This window comes from Fluviispira multicolorata (assembly GCF_009208585.1).
Lineage (GTDB): Bacteria > Bdellovibrionota_B > Oligoflexia > Silvanigrellales > Silvanigrellaceae > Silvanigrella > Silvanigrella multicolorata.
This window is the reverse complement of record NZ_WFLN01000005.1, coordinates 13,057-30,745: the sequence shown is the minus strand read 5'-3', so window position 1 is coordinate 30,745 and position 17,689 is coordinate 13,057. Positions and strand designations below refer to the sequence as shown.

Sequence of the window (17,689 nt, the reverse complement as noted above, 5' to 3'; positions counted from 1 at the left end):
TAATTACCTATTTAAAAACTATTTTAATTTATGGAGCAAGTGTATTTCCATCAATTTTAATATGAGGTATGTAACCATTATAAGTTATATCGCCGAGATATCCAGCTTTTCCAGTAAAAGATAATCCTTTAGAGCTAGTTGTAAAATTCCTTAAGGTAAAATAGTCAACGTTTGCAGCTTCATTGCTAAACACAATCCAATATTTTCCAGGTTGCAACAATACTATACTTTCTCCTTTAAAAAAGGCATTCAGTTTATCATTATCACTATAAGGTATGTAAGCACTTACTTTATCGGTTAAAGTTCCAAGCGTAACAACGCTCCCTATTTGATTATTTTTATCTTGATAAATACGAAATTTAGCTGTAGGAAGTTGACTGAAACCATTGACAGAGTTTTGATCAACATCTAACTCCACCGAGTTAATAATAACAATATTATCAATGGAAAATTGATAAGCAGATAAAACATTTATTCTAAATATATTACTTGAATCTGGATTTATATTTAAATTGTTAAACAATGTACTTGCATTTAAATTCTGGAAAAAAACTACTATGAAAAAAATAGAGAAAACTTTAATAAATTTTAACATAAAAATATCCTCCAAAAATGAATTATGAATCTATATTATTTTATACCATGTCTGATTAAAGAACTCAAAGAAATGCTAAATGATATTTTATTTTTAAAATTCAGGTTTTATTGTCGATAATTTAGACAGACTTGCTATGAAAAATATAAATATTTCATCGAAAAAAAATATTCGTATATTCATTTATAAAAACTCAACCAAACCAATTAATTTTTCTCATCACGAAAATGCTCAACTTCAAAATCCATTTCAATTTCTTCAACAAGCTTATCAAGACCTTTTTTTGTTCCATCTGCAATTACAAGAACCGTATCATCCCCTGCAACCGTCCCCATTAATGAGTCATAACGTTTTTTTAATATTTCATTTGTTCCATGTACAATATTTTGATCAAGCTGAAAAGCCAATGAATTCGCATGACCGGGGAGTGTATGTAAAATTAAAATATTGGGGGGTGAGACTTTTATTTCGAGAATTGGAATAAATGTTTTAATTTCTGAATTTAATATTTTGTAACAATTTTGCACTTTCACTACACCTAATTTTTTTAATCTTCTGGATAAAGTAGATTGAGGTATAGATAGCCCGAGTCTTTTTAACTTTGCGACAAGTTCCTGCTGATGGGCAATTTTTTCCGATCGAATTAAATTCAATATCACTTCATCATCTTTTTTATCTGTATTTCTCATAGTTTAAACTTTCTATCCAAACAGTGACACCTGCAATCATTTAGTTAAACATTTCTCAAATTAAAAGAAAAGAAAAACTCCAAATACAACTCATCAGTAAATTAAATTAAATAATATTGAATACTTATATAAATTCTTATCTATTTTTATTATTTTTTTCATAAAAACTTGCACTTATCCCAAAATTTCGGTAGTAAATAAAAATCCATTCAAATGGATTTTTATTCATTTAGCACTGATACGCTTCCTTTTACTGAAAGTTACTTTTTAAATATTGAATGTAAACTATAGAAATAAAAAGGATTTAATTATGAAAACAAATTCATCCCCCGTCTGGGGAGGAAGATTTAAAAAACCTCTCGCTCAAAAGACCGTCAAATTTAATGAATCTATCTCGTTTGATAAAAAACTGGCACAGTTTGATATTTTAGGCAGTCAAGCTCATGCAGAAATGCTAGCAAAACAAGGTATTATTTCAGAATTTGAGTCGCATGCAATCATAAATGGATTAAAAAAAATAAGTAAAAAAATAAATTCAAATAAAATAGAGTTCAGTGAAGAAGCAGAAGATATTCATATGAATATTGAGTTATTCCTTATAAAAGAAATCGGAGATACAGCAAAGAAATTACACACCGGTAGAAGTCGGAACGATCAAGTAGCTCTCGATTTAAGACTCTATGTAAAACATGAAATTCAAAATATCCAAAACCTTTTAAATAATTTAAATATATCGATTGAACACATTGCATATTTTCATAAAGAAACAATTCTTCCTGGCTATACTCATCTACAAAAAGCTCAACCTATTACACTTGAAAAATATTTAAAAGCTTATCAAAGTATGTTTCTAAGAGACACAACAAGGCTAAATGATTGTTTAGTAAGAATGGACTACTCTCCTCTTGGGGCTGGAGCTTTAGCTGGCACATCTCTCCCCATTGATAGAGAATTTACAGCAAAAAAACTTGGTTTTAATGGAGTGATTGAAAACTCTATTGATGCTGTCAGTGATAGAGACTTTATTATTGAATTCATTAGTGCAGCAAGCATTATAATTACTCATCTATCAAGATTTTCAGAAGATATGATCATTTGGGCAACAGAAGAATTTAATTTTATTAAATTAGATGATGCTTATGCAACTGGCTCTTCACTCATGCCAAATAAAAAAAATCCTGACATTCCAGAGCTTATTAGAGGAAAAACAGGAAGAATATTTGGAAATCTAATGGGCATTTTAACAGTTATGAAAGCATTACCACTCGGCTACAATAAAGATCTTCAAGAGGATAAAGAAGGATTATTCGATACAGTTGAAACAATTAAAAATTGTCTTGATATTTTTAATGATTTTTTAAATAGCATTACTTTTCAAACAGATAATATGAAAATTTCTGCTACAAATAGCTATATTTGGTCAACACATTTACTTGAGCAACTCGTAAAACAAGGAATAGCATTTCGTATCGCTCACGAAATAATTGGCAATTTAGTCATTTATTGTCTCGATAACAATAAATACTTTAGTCAACTCACAAAAGAAGAATGTGATAAGATATCACCCCATATATTTTCTTCGATCAAACTAATTCACTAAGAAAGAGAACAAAATGATCATTTCAAAGTTCAAATCTTCAAAAATTGCTTTTTTTCTTTCCTTTTTAAGTTTCTCTTTTTCAGATCATTCAGTCGCTAATGAAGAAGAAAATAAAGAAATTGGTATTTTAAAAGTTTGTACATCAGGTGGATTTATTCCTTTTTCTGTTTATACTAAAGATGGTTGGGAAGGTTTTGATATCGATCTTGCAGAAAATTTTTCCGCCTTTTTAAAAACTAAACTTGAAGTTATTAACTATAGCTTTGATGGCATTATTCCTGCTCTTATCACTAAAAAATGTGATCTTATTTTTTCGGGAATGACTATTACAGATGAAAGAAAAAAAACTGTATTATTTAGTGACCCCTATTTCAAAGATGGCTTAAGTTTTATGTATCTTAAAAACAATGCAAAAATTGAAAATATTAATGACATTGCAGAACTCAACCATAAAAAATATAAAATAGGTGTAAAAGTAGGCTATACAAGTGATTTCTATGTAGGTAAAAATCTAAAAAATGCAACAGTTTTAAAATTCAACGAAACCTCAGACATTATAAATGCCTTAAGAAGTAAGAAAATAGATATAATTGTTACAGATTCTAATCATTCAAATATTTTAGTGAAAAAATTTCCGACAATTATGGACTCTAAAAAAACGGATGTTCAAGAAGAGTACTTTGGTGTAGCAGCTCGCAATGATTCTGCAATCTTAATTGATAAATTTAATACCTTTTTAGCTCAGTGGAAAAAGGACGGAGAATACGACAAGAGTTATAATAAATACTTTTAATCCAACTTATTTATTAAAAATTACAACGCAAAAATGACACTAATATTTTAAATATCACTCTCACAAAGTAAACTTATAAAAGAGTCTTCTTTTTGGGGAAAAAACATGAAAAAATCCGATAGACTTGTCATCACGGCTTCATCACTCGGAACTGTTTTTGAATGGTATGATTTTTATTTGTATGGAAGTCTTGCTGTTTTTTTTGGTACTTTATTCTTTCCTAAAGGCAATGACACTGCTGCTTTTCTGGCAAGTTTAGCCACTTTTGGTGCTGGCTTTGCTGTGAGACCCTTTGGTGCACTTATTTTTGGAAGAATTGGTGACCTTGTTGGTAGAAAATACACCTTTTTAATTACAATTATTGTGATGGGACTTTCCACTGCATTTGTGGGCTTACTGCCAACATATGAGGACATTGGAATTTTAGCACCCATTCTTTTAACATTTTTGCGCTTGGCGCAAGGCCTTGCTTTAGGAGGAGAATATGGCGGAGCGGCTACCTTTGTTGCAGAGCACTCTGAACCAGACAAACGAGGATCAAGCACAAGTTGGATTCAAACCACAGCCACCCTAGGCTTTCTATTATCTCTTGGAGTCATATTAACATGTCGCCTTTATTTTGGAGAAAATGAATTTAAGGCGTGGGGATGGAGAATTCCATTTTTAGTGTCAGTAATACTTTTACTTATTTCTGTTTATATTAGATTAAAGTTACACGAATCACCTCTCTTTCTAAAAATGCAGAGCGCTGGGAAGTTATCAAAATCCCCTTTAAAAGAAAGTTTTGCAAAATTTCAAAACTTAAAAATTGTACTTTTAGCCCTGTTTGGTGCAACGGCTGGTCAGGGAGTCATTTGGTATACGGGTCAATTTTATGCTTTATTTTTTCTACAAAATACTTTAAAAATTGATTTTCAATATTCATATATATTAATTTCAGCATCTTTAATTATTGCAACTCCTTTTTTTATTATATTTGGTAAATTATCCGATAAAATAGGTAGAAAAAAGGTAATGATGACAGGCTGTCTCACTGCTGCATTGGCATTTATACCTATATTTAAAGGTTTAACTCAATTTGGCAATCCTGCATTAAGTGCGGCCGTACAATCTTCCCCAATCGTTATATATTCAAATAATTGCCAAAAAGATTGTAAAGACCTTAAAGATTATTTATCTAAAAAAGGATATAATTATGCATATCAAGCTATCTCTCAAGAAGGATTAATGACAAGAATAGGCAGTATAGAAGTTAAAAATTTTGATACTGTAGTATTTGATACAGTTCTAGCTCAAGCGGGATATCCAGCAAAAGCAAATATAAATGAAATTAATTTCCCAATGGTTATTTTATTACTCACAATATTAGTTTTATTTGTTACCATGATCTATGGTCCCATTGCAGCATTTCTTGTTGAATTATTTCCAACTCAAATTCGCTATACATCTATGTCTCTACCATACCATATAGGCAATGGCTGGTTTGGCGGCTTTCTACCTCTAATAGCTGCCAGTGTTGTTGTGCAGACGGGAAATATATATGCGGGACTTTATTATCCCATTGCAATTGCATTGATGACCTTTATCATTGGCACCTTATTTATTAAAGAGACCAAAGATAATGAATTAGATAGACATTAAATTTTAAATTTAAATGTTTATGAAACAATCCTGATATTTTCGGCTTCAGGTCCTCTGGAGCCGTTTCTTATTTTAAATTCAACCTTCTGACCTTCTACTAAGACTTTATAACCCGCTTCTTCAAGAGTGGTATGCTCAACAAAAATATCACTCCCAACATTACTTCTTTGAATAAAACCAATTCCTTTAGATTCTAAAAACCATCTAACTATCCCACATTGATATTCATCATTGTTTGATGACATATGAGCCCCCTAAAAATAAATTACTTTAAACTAATTGGTCTCTTAAAATACTTGAGAATAAATAACCTGTCAAGGTAACAAAGTATAATAATTAAAATATTATATATTTGAATTTTTTTATTTAAAAATGATATTTAATTAGTTTTTTATTAAAACGATCGATAATAATTTTTTTAGTATGGTTCCACTCATTTTGTATTACACTGTAATAAGCTGAGTTTCTTAAACGACCATCAGACATAATCATGTGGTTTCTAAATAAGCCTTCTTTAACAAACCCAAGTTTTTCCATAGCTAATTTAGAAGCAGTATTTAAATCATCCGATTTAAATTCAACTCGATTTAAATTCAGCACTTCAAATAAATATTGCAATAATAATAATTTTACTTCAACATTATATCCCAATTTTTGATAATCAAACCCAAAAAAAGTTGAACCTATTTCAAGTCTTTTATCGGTTAAAGATACATTCGAAAACGAAGTTGAACCGACTGCTCTTCCTGATTTATTTTCTAATATCAGCAGATGAAAAGATTTATTATGAGCTCTTCTCTCCAAAGATTCACTTATAAAATCTTTACATGTCCTAAAATTAATTGGAAAATACTCAAACAATTTCGGGCTAAATACTTCTGAAAGGAGCCCTTCATCTTCTAGCATAAGAGGTCGTATGAAAACAAGTTGTCCATTTAATTTACAATTCTCAAACTGCTTTAACATTTTATAACCCCAACTTATTAAGATTTATTCCATTCATTTCAAGAAACTTTTTAGCATTTTCTTGAAGTTTCTGAATTTTAGGATTCTTATTAATTTCTTCCTTTATTTTAGTGGAAAGTTCTTTGGTGCCATTCTTTGTAAATCTTGCTTGAAGCAGTGCCGTGTCAAGAAAAACCTCTGGATTTAAGACTGTGCCACCTAAAGTCATATTCAACACAAAATTACCACTTTCATCTAAAAAATATTTTGCATATTTACTTTGTTGAAGCAACTTTTCTTTAGTTTTTTTACTCGCAGTAAAGATCGCAGTTCCACGCAATGTTTCATCAAGTCCAACGTCACCATTAAGTTTTAGAAGTCCATCATCACCATCTATGCTATTTCGAACTAACAATTTTCCGTCTTTAACTTCAAAATCACCTTTTACATTATTTAAATTCTTTTTTGAAGTTTCATCTTCACTCAAACTTAATTTTTTAAGAGTTGAAGAATCGACTTTTAATGCTCCAAATGATGTGTTAGAAATAAAATTATTAAATTGTTCTCCTGCTAAAGCAAGCAAACTCTTTGTATTTAAAAAGCCATTATAAAAGAAAAACGAGCCTTTTGCATTTAATGTTTTTGATAAATTTGGACGAGTCGTTCCAGTCCCATTGAATAGCATATTTATATCTGTAATACCATCTAATGGACTTTTAACTAAATCAGCTTTTACAAAGTGAGCAATTTCTTCAATTCGTACTTTATTTAATGCAATATTTCCAGAAAAATTTATTGGAGAGGCTCCTAAATCAGACTTTAGAATAGAAGATAAACTCCCAGAAAATGCATTCATATTTAATTTACTTATTGCAAGTGAGTAATGTTTAATTCGAGCCATGAATGAAAAATTATTAAAAATTAAATCATCATATGATAAATTCCCAATGTTAATTTCTGTGCTAAAATCAGAATCTGCTAGCAATCTTTTTTCATTTTCAGATAAACTAAATTCTTCGCTATCCACAGATGAAATCGCTACAGGTTTTTTTTCTTTCTCTTCAATTTTTTTTGTTGGAAGAGGTGGGGTTTTTACTAAAAATGGCTTAACAATATCCCCCAATTTTAAATTTTTACTTTGAACTCTTAATAATCCATTAAGTGGCTTAATTGAGTCTGTGGCTAGAGCTAAAGTTAAATCGGAATCTGCTAACTTTGAAGAAAGATCGATATTTAAGTTGAGTTGATTAGGTTGTGACAATGAACCAAATACTTTTGTTATCATATCAACTGAAGCATTTAAAAGCATTTTTTTATGCTGAGGAAAAACAATTCCCATATCAGAAAGATCAGATGAGTTTAAAAATATTTTTATATCGGAATTTAATTTTTGAAAATTATCTAGTGAGATCGTTGCTCGCCCATTTAAAGTATGAAGTAAGAATTTAAAATCTTCTATCATAATATTTTGTGGCTTTGCAATTCCACCAAAGTTAAGATTGAATGAAGTTTTCCCATTTTTAACAAATGCATCTCTGAAGTTTATATCTAATTTATCTAAACTCAATAGTCCGCTAAAAATTGTGCTCTTCCATTCATTTGAACTCATTTCAGTATTAGCAATAATTTTTAAACTTATTGGACCTTTTACAGAATATTCTTGACTATTAATATCAATATCAGAAAAAATCTCGATCTTTGTATCACGATCTAAACCAATATTAGAAACCAATACATTTAAGTCTTTCACCTTTGCAATCTCACGATCATATGCACCAGATGCACTTGAAAAAACGAAAGTTGCATTATGAATAGAAAGTGTTTTAACAACAACACGCTTAGATAAGGAACTCAGATTTGAATTTATTTCAGATGAAGTGTTCTCGGCGGCATATGCCGATAAATCAGAACTTGAATTATTTGAATTTCTTTTTATTAAATTTGAAAGATTAGTTTTATTCCCATTTTTAACTACAGTTATTTCTGGGTTTTTTATGGCAATTTCACCAATTATTTTCCCCTGTAATAACGGTAATAAATCAATTTTAAATTTTACATCCTTTACTCGAAGTAACTGAGTATTAAAAAAATTTTCATCGGTATTATCTAAAGTAACATTTTGTAAATTCACTCCTAGTCCGGAAAAAATAGTCAGGCGAGCCGATGAAAAATTAACTTTAGCATTTAATCTTTGCTCAACTGCATTCTGAATTTGTGGTTTAAATTTGTTAAAATCAATCATAAAAGGGAGAGCAATTAGAATTAAAAAAATTACTAAAAAAAAGCTTGAAATACCAATTAACCATTTTTTCTGAGTGCTCACAAATTATCCTACCTTACTCATTTATAGTTTTTAAATCATAACATTGCTTTATAAAAGTCGAACAATATTTTGGAATCTGATCAGAAAAAGCCATTCGCAAATGTCCTCTTTTTTCATCATTATGTGCAAAAAAGGCAGACGGAATTTCCATCATTAATGATGCAACCTGTGGATATGGTGCAATACGATCTTTCATACCATGCATCCAAAGTACGGGTATTCTTACTTCCCTCAAAATTCTTCTTTTTTCAAATGTCTCATTCACAAAATTTCGTGCTTGATCAACATAACCTATAGCAGTTCTCATACGTAGGGGAAAAGATTTTCTCATAAAAGAACCTGTTGCAGGAAATAACCCATCAAAACCATAGTAAGTAAACTTATTTAAAAAATCCTTTAGCCAAGCACTTGGATATAAATAATTCCAAACTTCACCTGCTGCTTTTGAATAAGAATTTATATTTAAAGCAGGAGATACAGCAATTACGCCACTGATATTTCGTGCAACATCTGGACGTGTTGCTGCAATGAGAGCAAGAGAAGCACCCATAGAATGACCCATAAGAAAACAGGATGGACCATCACGTTTGGCACTCAGTCCACTGCGTGACTCTTCACCAAATAACCGAAAAAGCAATAAAGGAAGGCTTCGAGTCGCTTGTTGAAAATCAAGCACTGAGGATCCACCAACCCCATGTCCATCCCAATCAAAAGATAAAACGGACATTCCATTTGCATTTAACACTCGAATCCAGTGCAAGAGAGGATATGAACAATCATCACCAAGCCCATGCATCAAAATAATAAGAGATCTTTGAGCGCTTTCAAAATATTTTGGGACAGATAGAAATGCATTCCCGCCTCCCGTTGAAAGGGGAACTTCATAATAAGTTACAGAAACTTCATGAAGTTTATTTAAAGAAAAATGTCTTCGCTCTTCTCCGCCAAACCTATTATAGCTAATCTTATTAAGACGTTCTGCAACCCAAGATTCAATTGGATACATGTTTTTTTATCCTCAAAAAACAGTGTTCACTTAACATGAATTAGATTATAGCCTTGAGATATAATGAAACAAAGCCCTGCGCCATGTTTCTTAACTTTATACATCATAAGGAATTTTTTAAATGGAAATTCAATTTAGCAAGCAATCATCCATGCAAGAAGTTGAAACTCATTATCCTTTTGCACGTGCGCTTCTTCATAGCAAATTTCATGTGGGAGGCTGTGCAAGCTGTGGTTATGAACCAACTGAAACAATTGAAGAAGTTGCAACAAAACACAAGAAAGATGGCATTGCCATGATAGAAGCTTTAAATCAAGGACTTCTTGACATGCAAAAAGCTGAAATCACAGTTGAAGAATTTGCGAACATGTATAAACGCAATGCAAAAATACTTATTATCGATGTGAGAGAAGAGTGGGAGTTTGAAATAGCAAAGATACCTAATTCAACATTACTCACTGAAGAAAATTTTGAAATGACCTGTGAGAACTCTAAAAAAGTAGAATGCGTTGTTGTTGTATGCCACCATGGACTCCGCTCAATGAACGCAACTTTATATTTGCGAGAAAATGGTGTTACGAATGCAAGAAGCTTGCAAGGTGGAATTGATCTTTATAGTTCAAAAATAGATGCATCTATTCCAAGATATTAGAAAATAGGATAGGCTTAAATTCAACGGTTTTTTTGTGAAAGAACTTGAAAATGCCTATTATAGTTCCAACTGTTTATCATTTTGACAATCAAGAAATACAACATTCAAATTATACAAAATTAGCAGTTGATTATTCAAAGAGAACGATTTCTTGTGAATTACTTGAAACAGCTTCAAATATAAAAATCTTTCAAAAAAAATGGTTTTTACAAAGCTATGATAAGAAAAGAACAATCGAATCTGATGTTTCATTACTTGATTTTTCACTTGCACAAAAATTTCCTAATGTTACATGTGAAACTATTTTATTTGATGGATTGCTCTTTAAAAAATTAAAAATATCTAACTCATTTTCAAACTTTGAAAATTGGCCTAATCTTGCGCCAGGTATTCAAAAGTTTTCATTATCCAATATTTTTAATTTTTCAATTTCAAACTATTTTAAGAATAAAGAGGATTTTCAATATTATTTCTGTAAAAGTGCGGCAAAACAAGATGCAGAAAATTTTTTTTGCTCGCTCCTTGATAAAGACACTGGAGGTATTGAAAGAAAAAATAATGAAACTCATAAAATTTTAAATATAATTGGTAGTGAAAAATATAAAATTTTAAATCTAAATATTGGAATAAAACAGAAAAATAAAACTATACAAAGTACGGGAATTCAGTTTATAATTCAAAATGATGACACTCAAAAATTTTCAATCCCGCCAAATATTCGATTTAATTCCACATACAACGGAAAAAATTTAGAATGTTTCAGTAACGAGTATCTATATACACCAAACAATGACAAAATCGTTTGGCAAAAAAACAACAAAGAAATACCAGACTATTATTCCTATTTATTACCTGAAAATTTTATACAGCTTGGAAGCTCATACACATGTACAAACAATAATGGCGAATCTGATAAATTTGAAGTTTCAAGGAAATATTTAGAAATAATAGGATTAAAACAAATTGAAATTTTAGAAAATGAAGAAAATAAAATCATTCACTATGATGCGAATTTATACTTACCTGAGAATGAATATGAATGGAGTTGCAAAAACAGCCTAAATATTAAATGTGAAGTTATTAAAGATCAAAAGGATCAAGCAATAAACTTGAAAATCACTCCGTCAAATATTTTTAAAACATCTGTATTTCCTGAAAAAATTAAACTTTCTCTTACAGTTGATGACGACTTATTTGAAAAAGAAATCATCGTATTTAATTCAAAGAAAAGTCAAGATTCCACTTTAAATATCTCAAATAATATTTCATTTGAGGTCTCTAAAAATGAAAATCAATTTTCTTGTAATCTCGAAGATTCACTCGAAAAATCAGCCATGTATAATATTTATTGGTACCTTGACAATCAAGAAATAACTGCTTTTAGAAATTTAAATAAAATTAGTACTTTTTTAAATGAAAATTATATTACTTGTATTATTGCTGGAAAAGTTTTGAATAGAAGTATTTTGGGAGCAAAATCTTATTTTGCCGAAAATCCCAGCAAAGAAAATCCTTCGTGGCTTAAAGACAGTTACCTTGTAAATATTAATATGCCTAATAAATTTTTCTTATTTACTGAGAATTTTGAGTCGAATATATACGATGTTAATTGTTCAATAATGGATCAAAATAACAATATTATTTTAAACAATGTTTGTGAAAAACAAAAAGATAAGACACATTATCTTATTTTTAATAACCATATTTTAAATGAAATAAGTAATTATTACAAAGCATTTCCACCGATCGACATATTTAATTTACCCGAACTACAACTCAAAATCTCTCTTCACGAAAAAAATAACTTAAGAAATTATTTCAGTCAAATAAAATTTGTTAATCAAAATTTTAAACCAAATATTTTAGCAAGCGGTATCCAAACTCATAAGAATGGGACACAAGAATGCTATATTTTTGTTAAAGATCCTAATAATTTATTTCTTTCCACTGAATTTTATCTTGAAAAAAATCGTATTACAAGATACGCAAGTTCATTAAATGAGCAAAATTTTCAAGAAAATAATTTCATAAGTAAAGAATTTATAGAAAAGCTAAAAAAAGAAAATATATTTTTTTATTCTAGTTCCTTTAAAGAGAAAAAAGCAGAAGACACCTGTATAATAACAGTGAGTAATGGAACAACTGTCGCTCAGGTCAAAACATCAATAAATCAAAATAATTCTGACTTTAAAAAACTTTTAAAAAATCATCAATCAGAAAAATACAAAATTTCTGCGAAAAAAGGAGCTAAAGTAGATTTTGCATTTAATTTTGTAAAAAAGTTGGATATATCAAATGAACCTTTACAAATATCATTCCATCCTAGTAACATAGAATTGCAGAAAAATCCATTTTCTTTACAATATTCTAATCAAAATGAAAAAAAAACACTCTCAATTTATTATGCAAAAAATATAGTTGAAAATAATCTATTTAGCACTTTATTAAAAAATCATTCAGATGAAAAAAGTAATCAAAACCTTTTAAATGAGAACTCTAAAAATGGATCTGAAAATTATTTCAAAAGCAATGAAGAAGAAAATCTTAATTTCTTTCGAGCCCATTTCTTATCTGCATATTTTTCTCTAAATGAATCCAAAGAGCATCAGAGAACAAATTTTATTTGCAAGTCAACTCCAGAAATGACAAATAAATTTAATAATACATATAAATATTCTATTTTAGTAAATGGCGAGAATTATTTACAACTTAAATCTAATAAACCAAGTATTGAATTTGAACTTAATGATCTTAAAGATTCTGATACAGTTATTTGTCAAATACAATTTGATGATAAAATTGAATCAACATCTTATTCAAAGAAAGATAAAGCAAATATTTTATCTTACTGCTATGGAATGGACAAAAATGGCTCTATTTTTTCATTTCAATGTCCTAATTTTAAAAAATTAAACTATTCAATAGATTATTTTAAGGAAGAACTTATAAAAAAAGTTCAATCACAGTTTCATAACACAAACTTTATTTCATACGTTCATATGGTATTATGGACAGAGTCACAAAAAAATAAAATGAGCTTATCTTTTAGAGTCACAGATAGGGAATGAAAAGGAGCATTTAATGATTGATACAAAGCACATAGCCATTGTTCATCCCGCTGGGAAAGTTCGTATAAATGATAAAGAAAGATTAAAAAATATAAATAAGTTTGAAGAAATGGGATTTCTTATTACAGAAATTAAACCTGAACAAGATTCTCTTGATGGGTGTACAAGTTCTCCCATTTTAGAACGCGCTATGCAATTAAGCCACGCACTGACAATGAGAAAATATAAAATTATTTTTGCTGCAAAAGGAGGAGTGGGATGCACGGAACTTATCCCTTTTTTAGAAAATCTACTTCCACCAGTCTTACCATGTAAAACTCTCGTAGGTTTTTCAGATATTTCATTTTTAGGTATATATTTATCCTTACGATACCCAAACTTCAGATATATCCATGGACAAAACGCATTTTCTTCAAATTTATTTACTGGACCAATGCTCGATCAAAAAGTTTTGTTTGATTTACTCAATGAAAAAGAAGCTGCATTTACATTTAATACAAGCTTCTTTCATGAAAAAATAGTTTTCAAAAATCACAAGATAAATGGCGTTTGTATACCGTTAAACCTCAGTTTAGCAGAAAGTCTTTCCTCCCTAAAACATATTGAGCTTCCTGAGCATAATATATTGTTTCTAGAAGATTGTAATGAACATCTCTATAGAATTATTAGAAAAATAGATAGTCTTATCAATTCCAATTTTTTAATAAATACCAAAGCAATCGTTCTTGGAAACTTCACACAATGTCTTGATGCACAAGAAAAGGAGATTGAGAGATCGCACCTGATTAAAATAATTGCTCATAAAACAAGTTTACCAATACTTGATCTCCCCATTTTTGGGCATGATGAATATCGCTTTCCTTTGGTAGCAAAAGCAAAAGTCATTATAAATTTAAATAATTCTGCAGCAACTATTTCAATTACAAATAAGCTTGAAAGCAACGATCGTATTGCAACAAATTTTCCAACAGAATTATATTGTAAAAAGATAAATAATGCTCATGAAAAACTCAGAATACATATGACAGGAATTGGTGGCACAGGTATGGCACAAGTTGCGGGGTTACTTAAATCTGCGGGCTATAAAATTTCAGGAAGCGATAATCCAATTTATCCTCCTATGGATAAAATTATTGCAGATCTTGGTATTCATCCAGAAATAGGTTTTTTAAATGGAACAATTCAGAAGTACAATCCTGATGCAATTGTATTAGCCAATGTTGTTAGCCGTATCAGCGCAAGTTTAAAGAAAAATGATGAACTAGAAGATATTCTAAGAAAAAATATTCCGGTATTAAGCTTTCCTTCTGCTCTTAGAAAATATTTTCTTTCTCAAAGTAGAAATATTATTGTAAGTGGAACCCATGGCAAAACAACTACAAGCAGTTTAATCACACATGTATTAACTGAGTTAAAAGAAAATCCTTCTTTTTTAATTGGAGGAAGGCCAGCTAATTTCGACGCTGGTTTCGCCTTACGCTCAAGGGATTTATTCGTTCTTGAAGGAGATGAATATGATTCAGCGTTTTTTGATAAAGGACCAAAATTTTTACATTATGAACCCAAAATTTCTCTTATAAATAATATTGAATTTGATCATGCTGATATTTATCCAAATGTCGAAGCAATTGAATCTGAATTCCTACGTCTTGCTAAATTAACAAAAGAAAGAAACGGAATTGTTGTTGCTAATCTAGATGACTCAAGATCATTAAAATGCGCTAAAGAATCAAAAGCTCATGTTATTGGTTTTAGTGCCAATAAAAATATAAAAAATCATTTCCCACATTGGTTGCTCAAAGGATATAAAACTTTCTCAGATGGAATAGAAGTAACATGCCTTCAGCCAAATGGAAAAGAATTTAAATTTAAATCTGGAATTTTTGGTCAACACAACGCACTTAATGCCATTGGTGTCTTAGCCGTTTTGCAAGCAAACCAAGTATTAAAAGAAGGAAAGCCTTTAAAAGAGATTGAAAAATATAAGACAAATTTAAAACATCTTAATGAAATTAAAAAAGCAATGAAAAGCTTTAGAGGAGTCAAAAGACGTTTCGAGCTTCTTCAAGAGCGTAATAATATTACTGTATTTGATGATTTTGCCCATCATCCAACCGCTATCGTGACAACGCTTGAAGCATTTCGCAGTTATATGAAAAGTGTTGGTAAAAAAGGTAAACTCATTGCTTGTTTTGATCCGCGCAATGCAACAATGCGTCGAAGAGTTCTACAAGATCAATTGAGTCAAAGCTTTTTTCATGCTGATGAAGTTTTGCTTGGTAAAGTTCCTCAAGATATGAGAATGCAAAAAGATGAAATATTAGATGGGCTTTCTGTTGCTAAAGCCTGTGGTCAAAAAGCTCGGTATTTTGACGACAATGAAAAATTGCTCGCCACTCTAAAACAAGAAGTAAAGCCAGGTGATACCATTGTATTCATGTCGAGTGGATCATTTGATGGAATACCCCATCGGTTTGCAAAAGAGTTCTAGCAAATAGGATTAAAATGCGCTGCTTGAAAAAAGATTCCAGTTTAAAATTAAAATCTATTTACTGTATAGTTTTTTTAATTTTTTATACTTCATGCCAATCACAAAAAACATCTAACGAAACACAGCCTAATGGCGAAGATCAACAGCATACAATTATTCCCTCGTTATCACAATACGCACAAATTCGACTTGCAAAAATAATTCATGATTCTGAAACAGGGCATTTGACAGGATCACAAGCTGATGAGGCTTTTTTACTTGGGAAAAGCCTTGAAGAAAAAGGCCAGTTAGAAACTGCAGAAATACTTTTCCAAATAAATTATCAATTTTCACAAAGTTTGACTGTAGGTTTAAATCTTGTTAATTTAAAAATTCAACTTAGAAAATTAAATGAAGCTCAAGAGATTGCCAATCGTCTAACGGTTTTATATCCTAAATCTTCAGAACCTGAGTTAGCTCTTGCAAGTATTTATCAATTACAAAATAATACGGTTGCTCTCACTAAAAATCTTGAAAAAGCCTATAAAAAATATCCAAATGATGAAGCCATCGTTATTTTCTATTCTTCATATTCAAAAAAGAATTCTAAAAAAGTTTTAGAAGATTTTTTAAAAAGAAATCCACGATCTAACAATGTACTTATAACTATTGCAAAAATTTATTTTCAAGAAAAAAATTATTCAACTGCACTTATATATGCAAAAAAAGCTTTTTCAATTGATCAAGATATTGTTGAAACAATAAATTTATTAGGGAAAATTCATCAAAACAGCAGAGATTATGCTAAAGCTGAAAAATATTTCAAGCTCGCCTTTGATAAAGAAATGGATAATAACTTAAACGCACAAAATTATGTCAATATACTTTTATTCCAAAATAAAACTCAAGAAGCTCTTTCTATTCTTTTAAAACTTGAAAAAAGCTCAGATGAGCAAGTTCCATTTCCTCCAGAATTTACCTTTCAAATTGCAAAAATTTTACTCTTAAATAGAGAATATAAAGATGCAGAGAAAAGATTAAATGAATTACAAAAAATTAATTTTGAAAATGGATCAATTAAATATTATCTTGCAGTCTGCAATGAAAAAACGCGAAATTTTGAAGTAGCTTTGCAATTACTAAATGAAATAAAGGAAGATAATGAATATTACAGTGAAGCTTTAAAAGCAAAAATAATTATTTTAATAAATACGAATCAAAAAGATTTAGCCGAAAAGCAAATTTTTAAATTTACCTTATCAGATAAAAATGTAATTGAAGATACAATTTTTAAATCATCAATTCTTGCTTATTTTAACAAATACTCAGATGCAGTTGATACATTGAATAAATCAATTTCAACAAATTCTGATGCAAAAGAACTTTATTTAAAAAAGGCTGAATATCTTAAATATATAAAGTCTGGAGAATCCTCTCTCCAACTTGCAGAAAAAATTGTATCCCGTTGGCCTAACTATGCAGACGGTTTAAATTTTTTAGGATATACTCTGGTAGAAAAAAATAAAAAACTTGATTTAGCAAAAAAAGTTCTTTTAAAAGCAGTTACTCTTAATCCAAAAAATGGTTTTTATTTAGATTCATTAGGTTGGCTTTATTATCAAAAAAATGATTTTAAAAATGCCTTCAAATATATTTCAGATGCTTTAAAAATAGAGCCAGACGAACCTGTTATTTTATATCATTTAGCATCTGCCCAAATGAAATTAAAATATTTTGAAGACTCATTGAGAACTTTAGAAAGTACTAGCAAAATTTTAGAAGATATGCTTCCTTATCAGCTGGAGTCCGATCCTGAACTGGCTCGAATTCATCAAAGTATAGAAGCAAAAATTATGGAAGCTAAAAAAGCTATTGATATAAATCCAGAAGAAGACTGAAACGGAATC

At 29.8% G+C, this 17,689-nt stretch carries 13 protein-coding genes; 7 read left to right on the top strand and 6 right to left on the bottom strand.

Annotation, left to right across the window (positions count from 1 at the left end):
• Positions 1-28 precede the first annotated feature (28 nt).
• On the bottom strand, positions 29-595 hold the full coding sequence (locus GCL57_RS03715) for a hypothetical protein (protein WP_152211933.1): 567 nt from the start codon (positions 593-595) through the stop codon (positions 29-31).
• Between the two features lie 206 nt (positions 596-801).
• Positions 802-1,284, bottom strand: coding sequence for an arginine repressor (locus GCL57_RS03710; protein WP_152211932.1), 483 nt, complete (start codon positions 1,282-1,284; stop codon positions 802-804).
• A gap of 310 nt (positions 1,285-1,594) precedes the next feature.
• Here GCL57_RS03710 and argH point away from each other — a divergent pair, with 310 nt between their 5' ends.
• The 3 genes from argH (at position 1,595) to GCL57_RS03695 (ending at position 5,318) form a co-directional block, all read left to right on the top strand.
• A complete protein-coding gene (gene argH / locus GCL57_RS03705) occupies positions 1,595-2,884 on the top strand; it encodes an argininosuccinate lyase (RefSeq protein ID WP_152211931.1) in 1,290 nt (429 codons plus the stop codon).
• Between the two features lie 13 nt (positions 2,885-2,897).
• Positions 2,898-3,677, top strand: coding sequence for a substrate-binding periplasmic protein (locus GCL57_RS03700; protein ID WP_152211930.1), 780 nt, complete (start codon positions 2,898-2,900; stop codon positions 3,675-3,677).
• Positions 3,678-3,782: 105 nt separating this feature from the next.
• A complete protein-coding gene (locus GCL57_RS03695) occupies positions 3,783-5,318 on the top strand; it encodes an MFS transporter (RefSeq protein ID WP_152211929.1) in 1,536 nt (511 codons plus the stop codon).
• Between the two features lie 17 nt (positions 5,319-5,335).
• Here the strand turns inward: GCL57_RS03695 and GCL57_RS03690 are convergent, their stop codons facing one another.
• The 4 genes from GCL57_RS03690 to GCL57_RS03675 all read right to left on the bottom strand — a co-directional run bounded on the left by GCL57_RS03690 (position 5,336) and on the right by GCL57_RS03675 (position 9,592).
• Positions 5,336-5,563, bottom strand: a complete 228-nt coding sequence (locus GCL57_RS03690; protein WP_152211928.1) for a cold-shock protein — start codon at positions 5,561-5,563, stop codon at positions 5,336-5,338.
• A gap of 121 nt (positions 5,564-5,684) precedes the next feature.
• Complete coding sequence (locus GCL57_RS03685; protein WP_152211927.1) at positions 5,685-6,284, bottom strand: GNAT family N-acetyltransferase; 600 nt, start codon at positions 6,282-6,284, stop codon at positions 5,685-5,687.
• A gap of 1 nt (position 6,285) precedes the next feature.
• On the bottom strand, positions 6,286-8,586 hold the full coding sequence (locus GCL57_RS03680) for an AsmA family protein (protein WP_152211926.1): 2,301 nt from the start codon (positions 8,584-8,586) through the stop codon (positions 6,286-6,288).
• A gap of 13 nt (positions 8,587-8,599) precedes the next feature.
• The gene (locus tag GCL57_RS03675) at positions 8,600-9,592 is read right to left on the bottom strand and encodes an alpha/beta hydrolase (RefSeq protein WP_152211925.1); all 993 of its coding nucleotides are present in this window, start codon (positions 9,590-9,592) and stop codon (positions 8,600-8,602) included.
• 121 nt (positions 9,593-9,713) lie between these two features.
• On the opposite strand from GCL57_RS03675, the gene GCL57_RS03670 reads away from it, so the two are divergent.
• Genes GCL57_RS03670 through GCL57_RS03655 form a run of 4 tightly spaced genes read left to right on the top strand, consistent with a single transcriptional unit; the run spans position 9,714 to position 17,680 of the window.
• Positions 9,714-10,244: a rhodanese-like domain-containing protein gene (locus GCL57_RS03670; RefSeq protein WP_152211924.1), complete on the top strand. Its 531-nt coding sequence runs from the start codon at positions 9,714-9,716 to the stop codon at positions 10,242-10,244.
• Between the two features lie 50 nt (positions 10,245-10,294).
• A complete protein-coding gene (locus GCL57_RS03665) occupies positions 10,295-13,312 on the top strand; it encodes a hypothetical protein (protein ID WP_152211923.1) in 3,018 nt (1,005 codons plus the stop codon).
• Between the two features lie 13 nt (positions 13,313-13,325).
• Entirely contained in the window at positions 13,326-15,803 is a 2,478-nt protein-coding gene (locus GCL57_RS03660) for a Mur ligase family protein (protein WP_152211922.1), read from the top strand.
• Positions 15,804-15,817: 14 nt separating this feature from the next.
• Positions 15,818-17,680 carry a tetratricopeptide repeat protein gene (locus GCL57_RS03655; RefSeq protein ID WP_152211921.1) on the top strand — a complete coding sequence of 621 codons (1,863 nt, stop codon included), beginning with the start codon at positions 15,818-15,820 and terminating at the stop codon, positions 17,678-17,680.
• Positions 17,681-17,689: the final 9 nt, after the last annotated feature.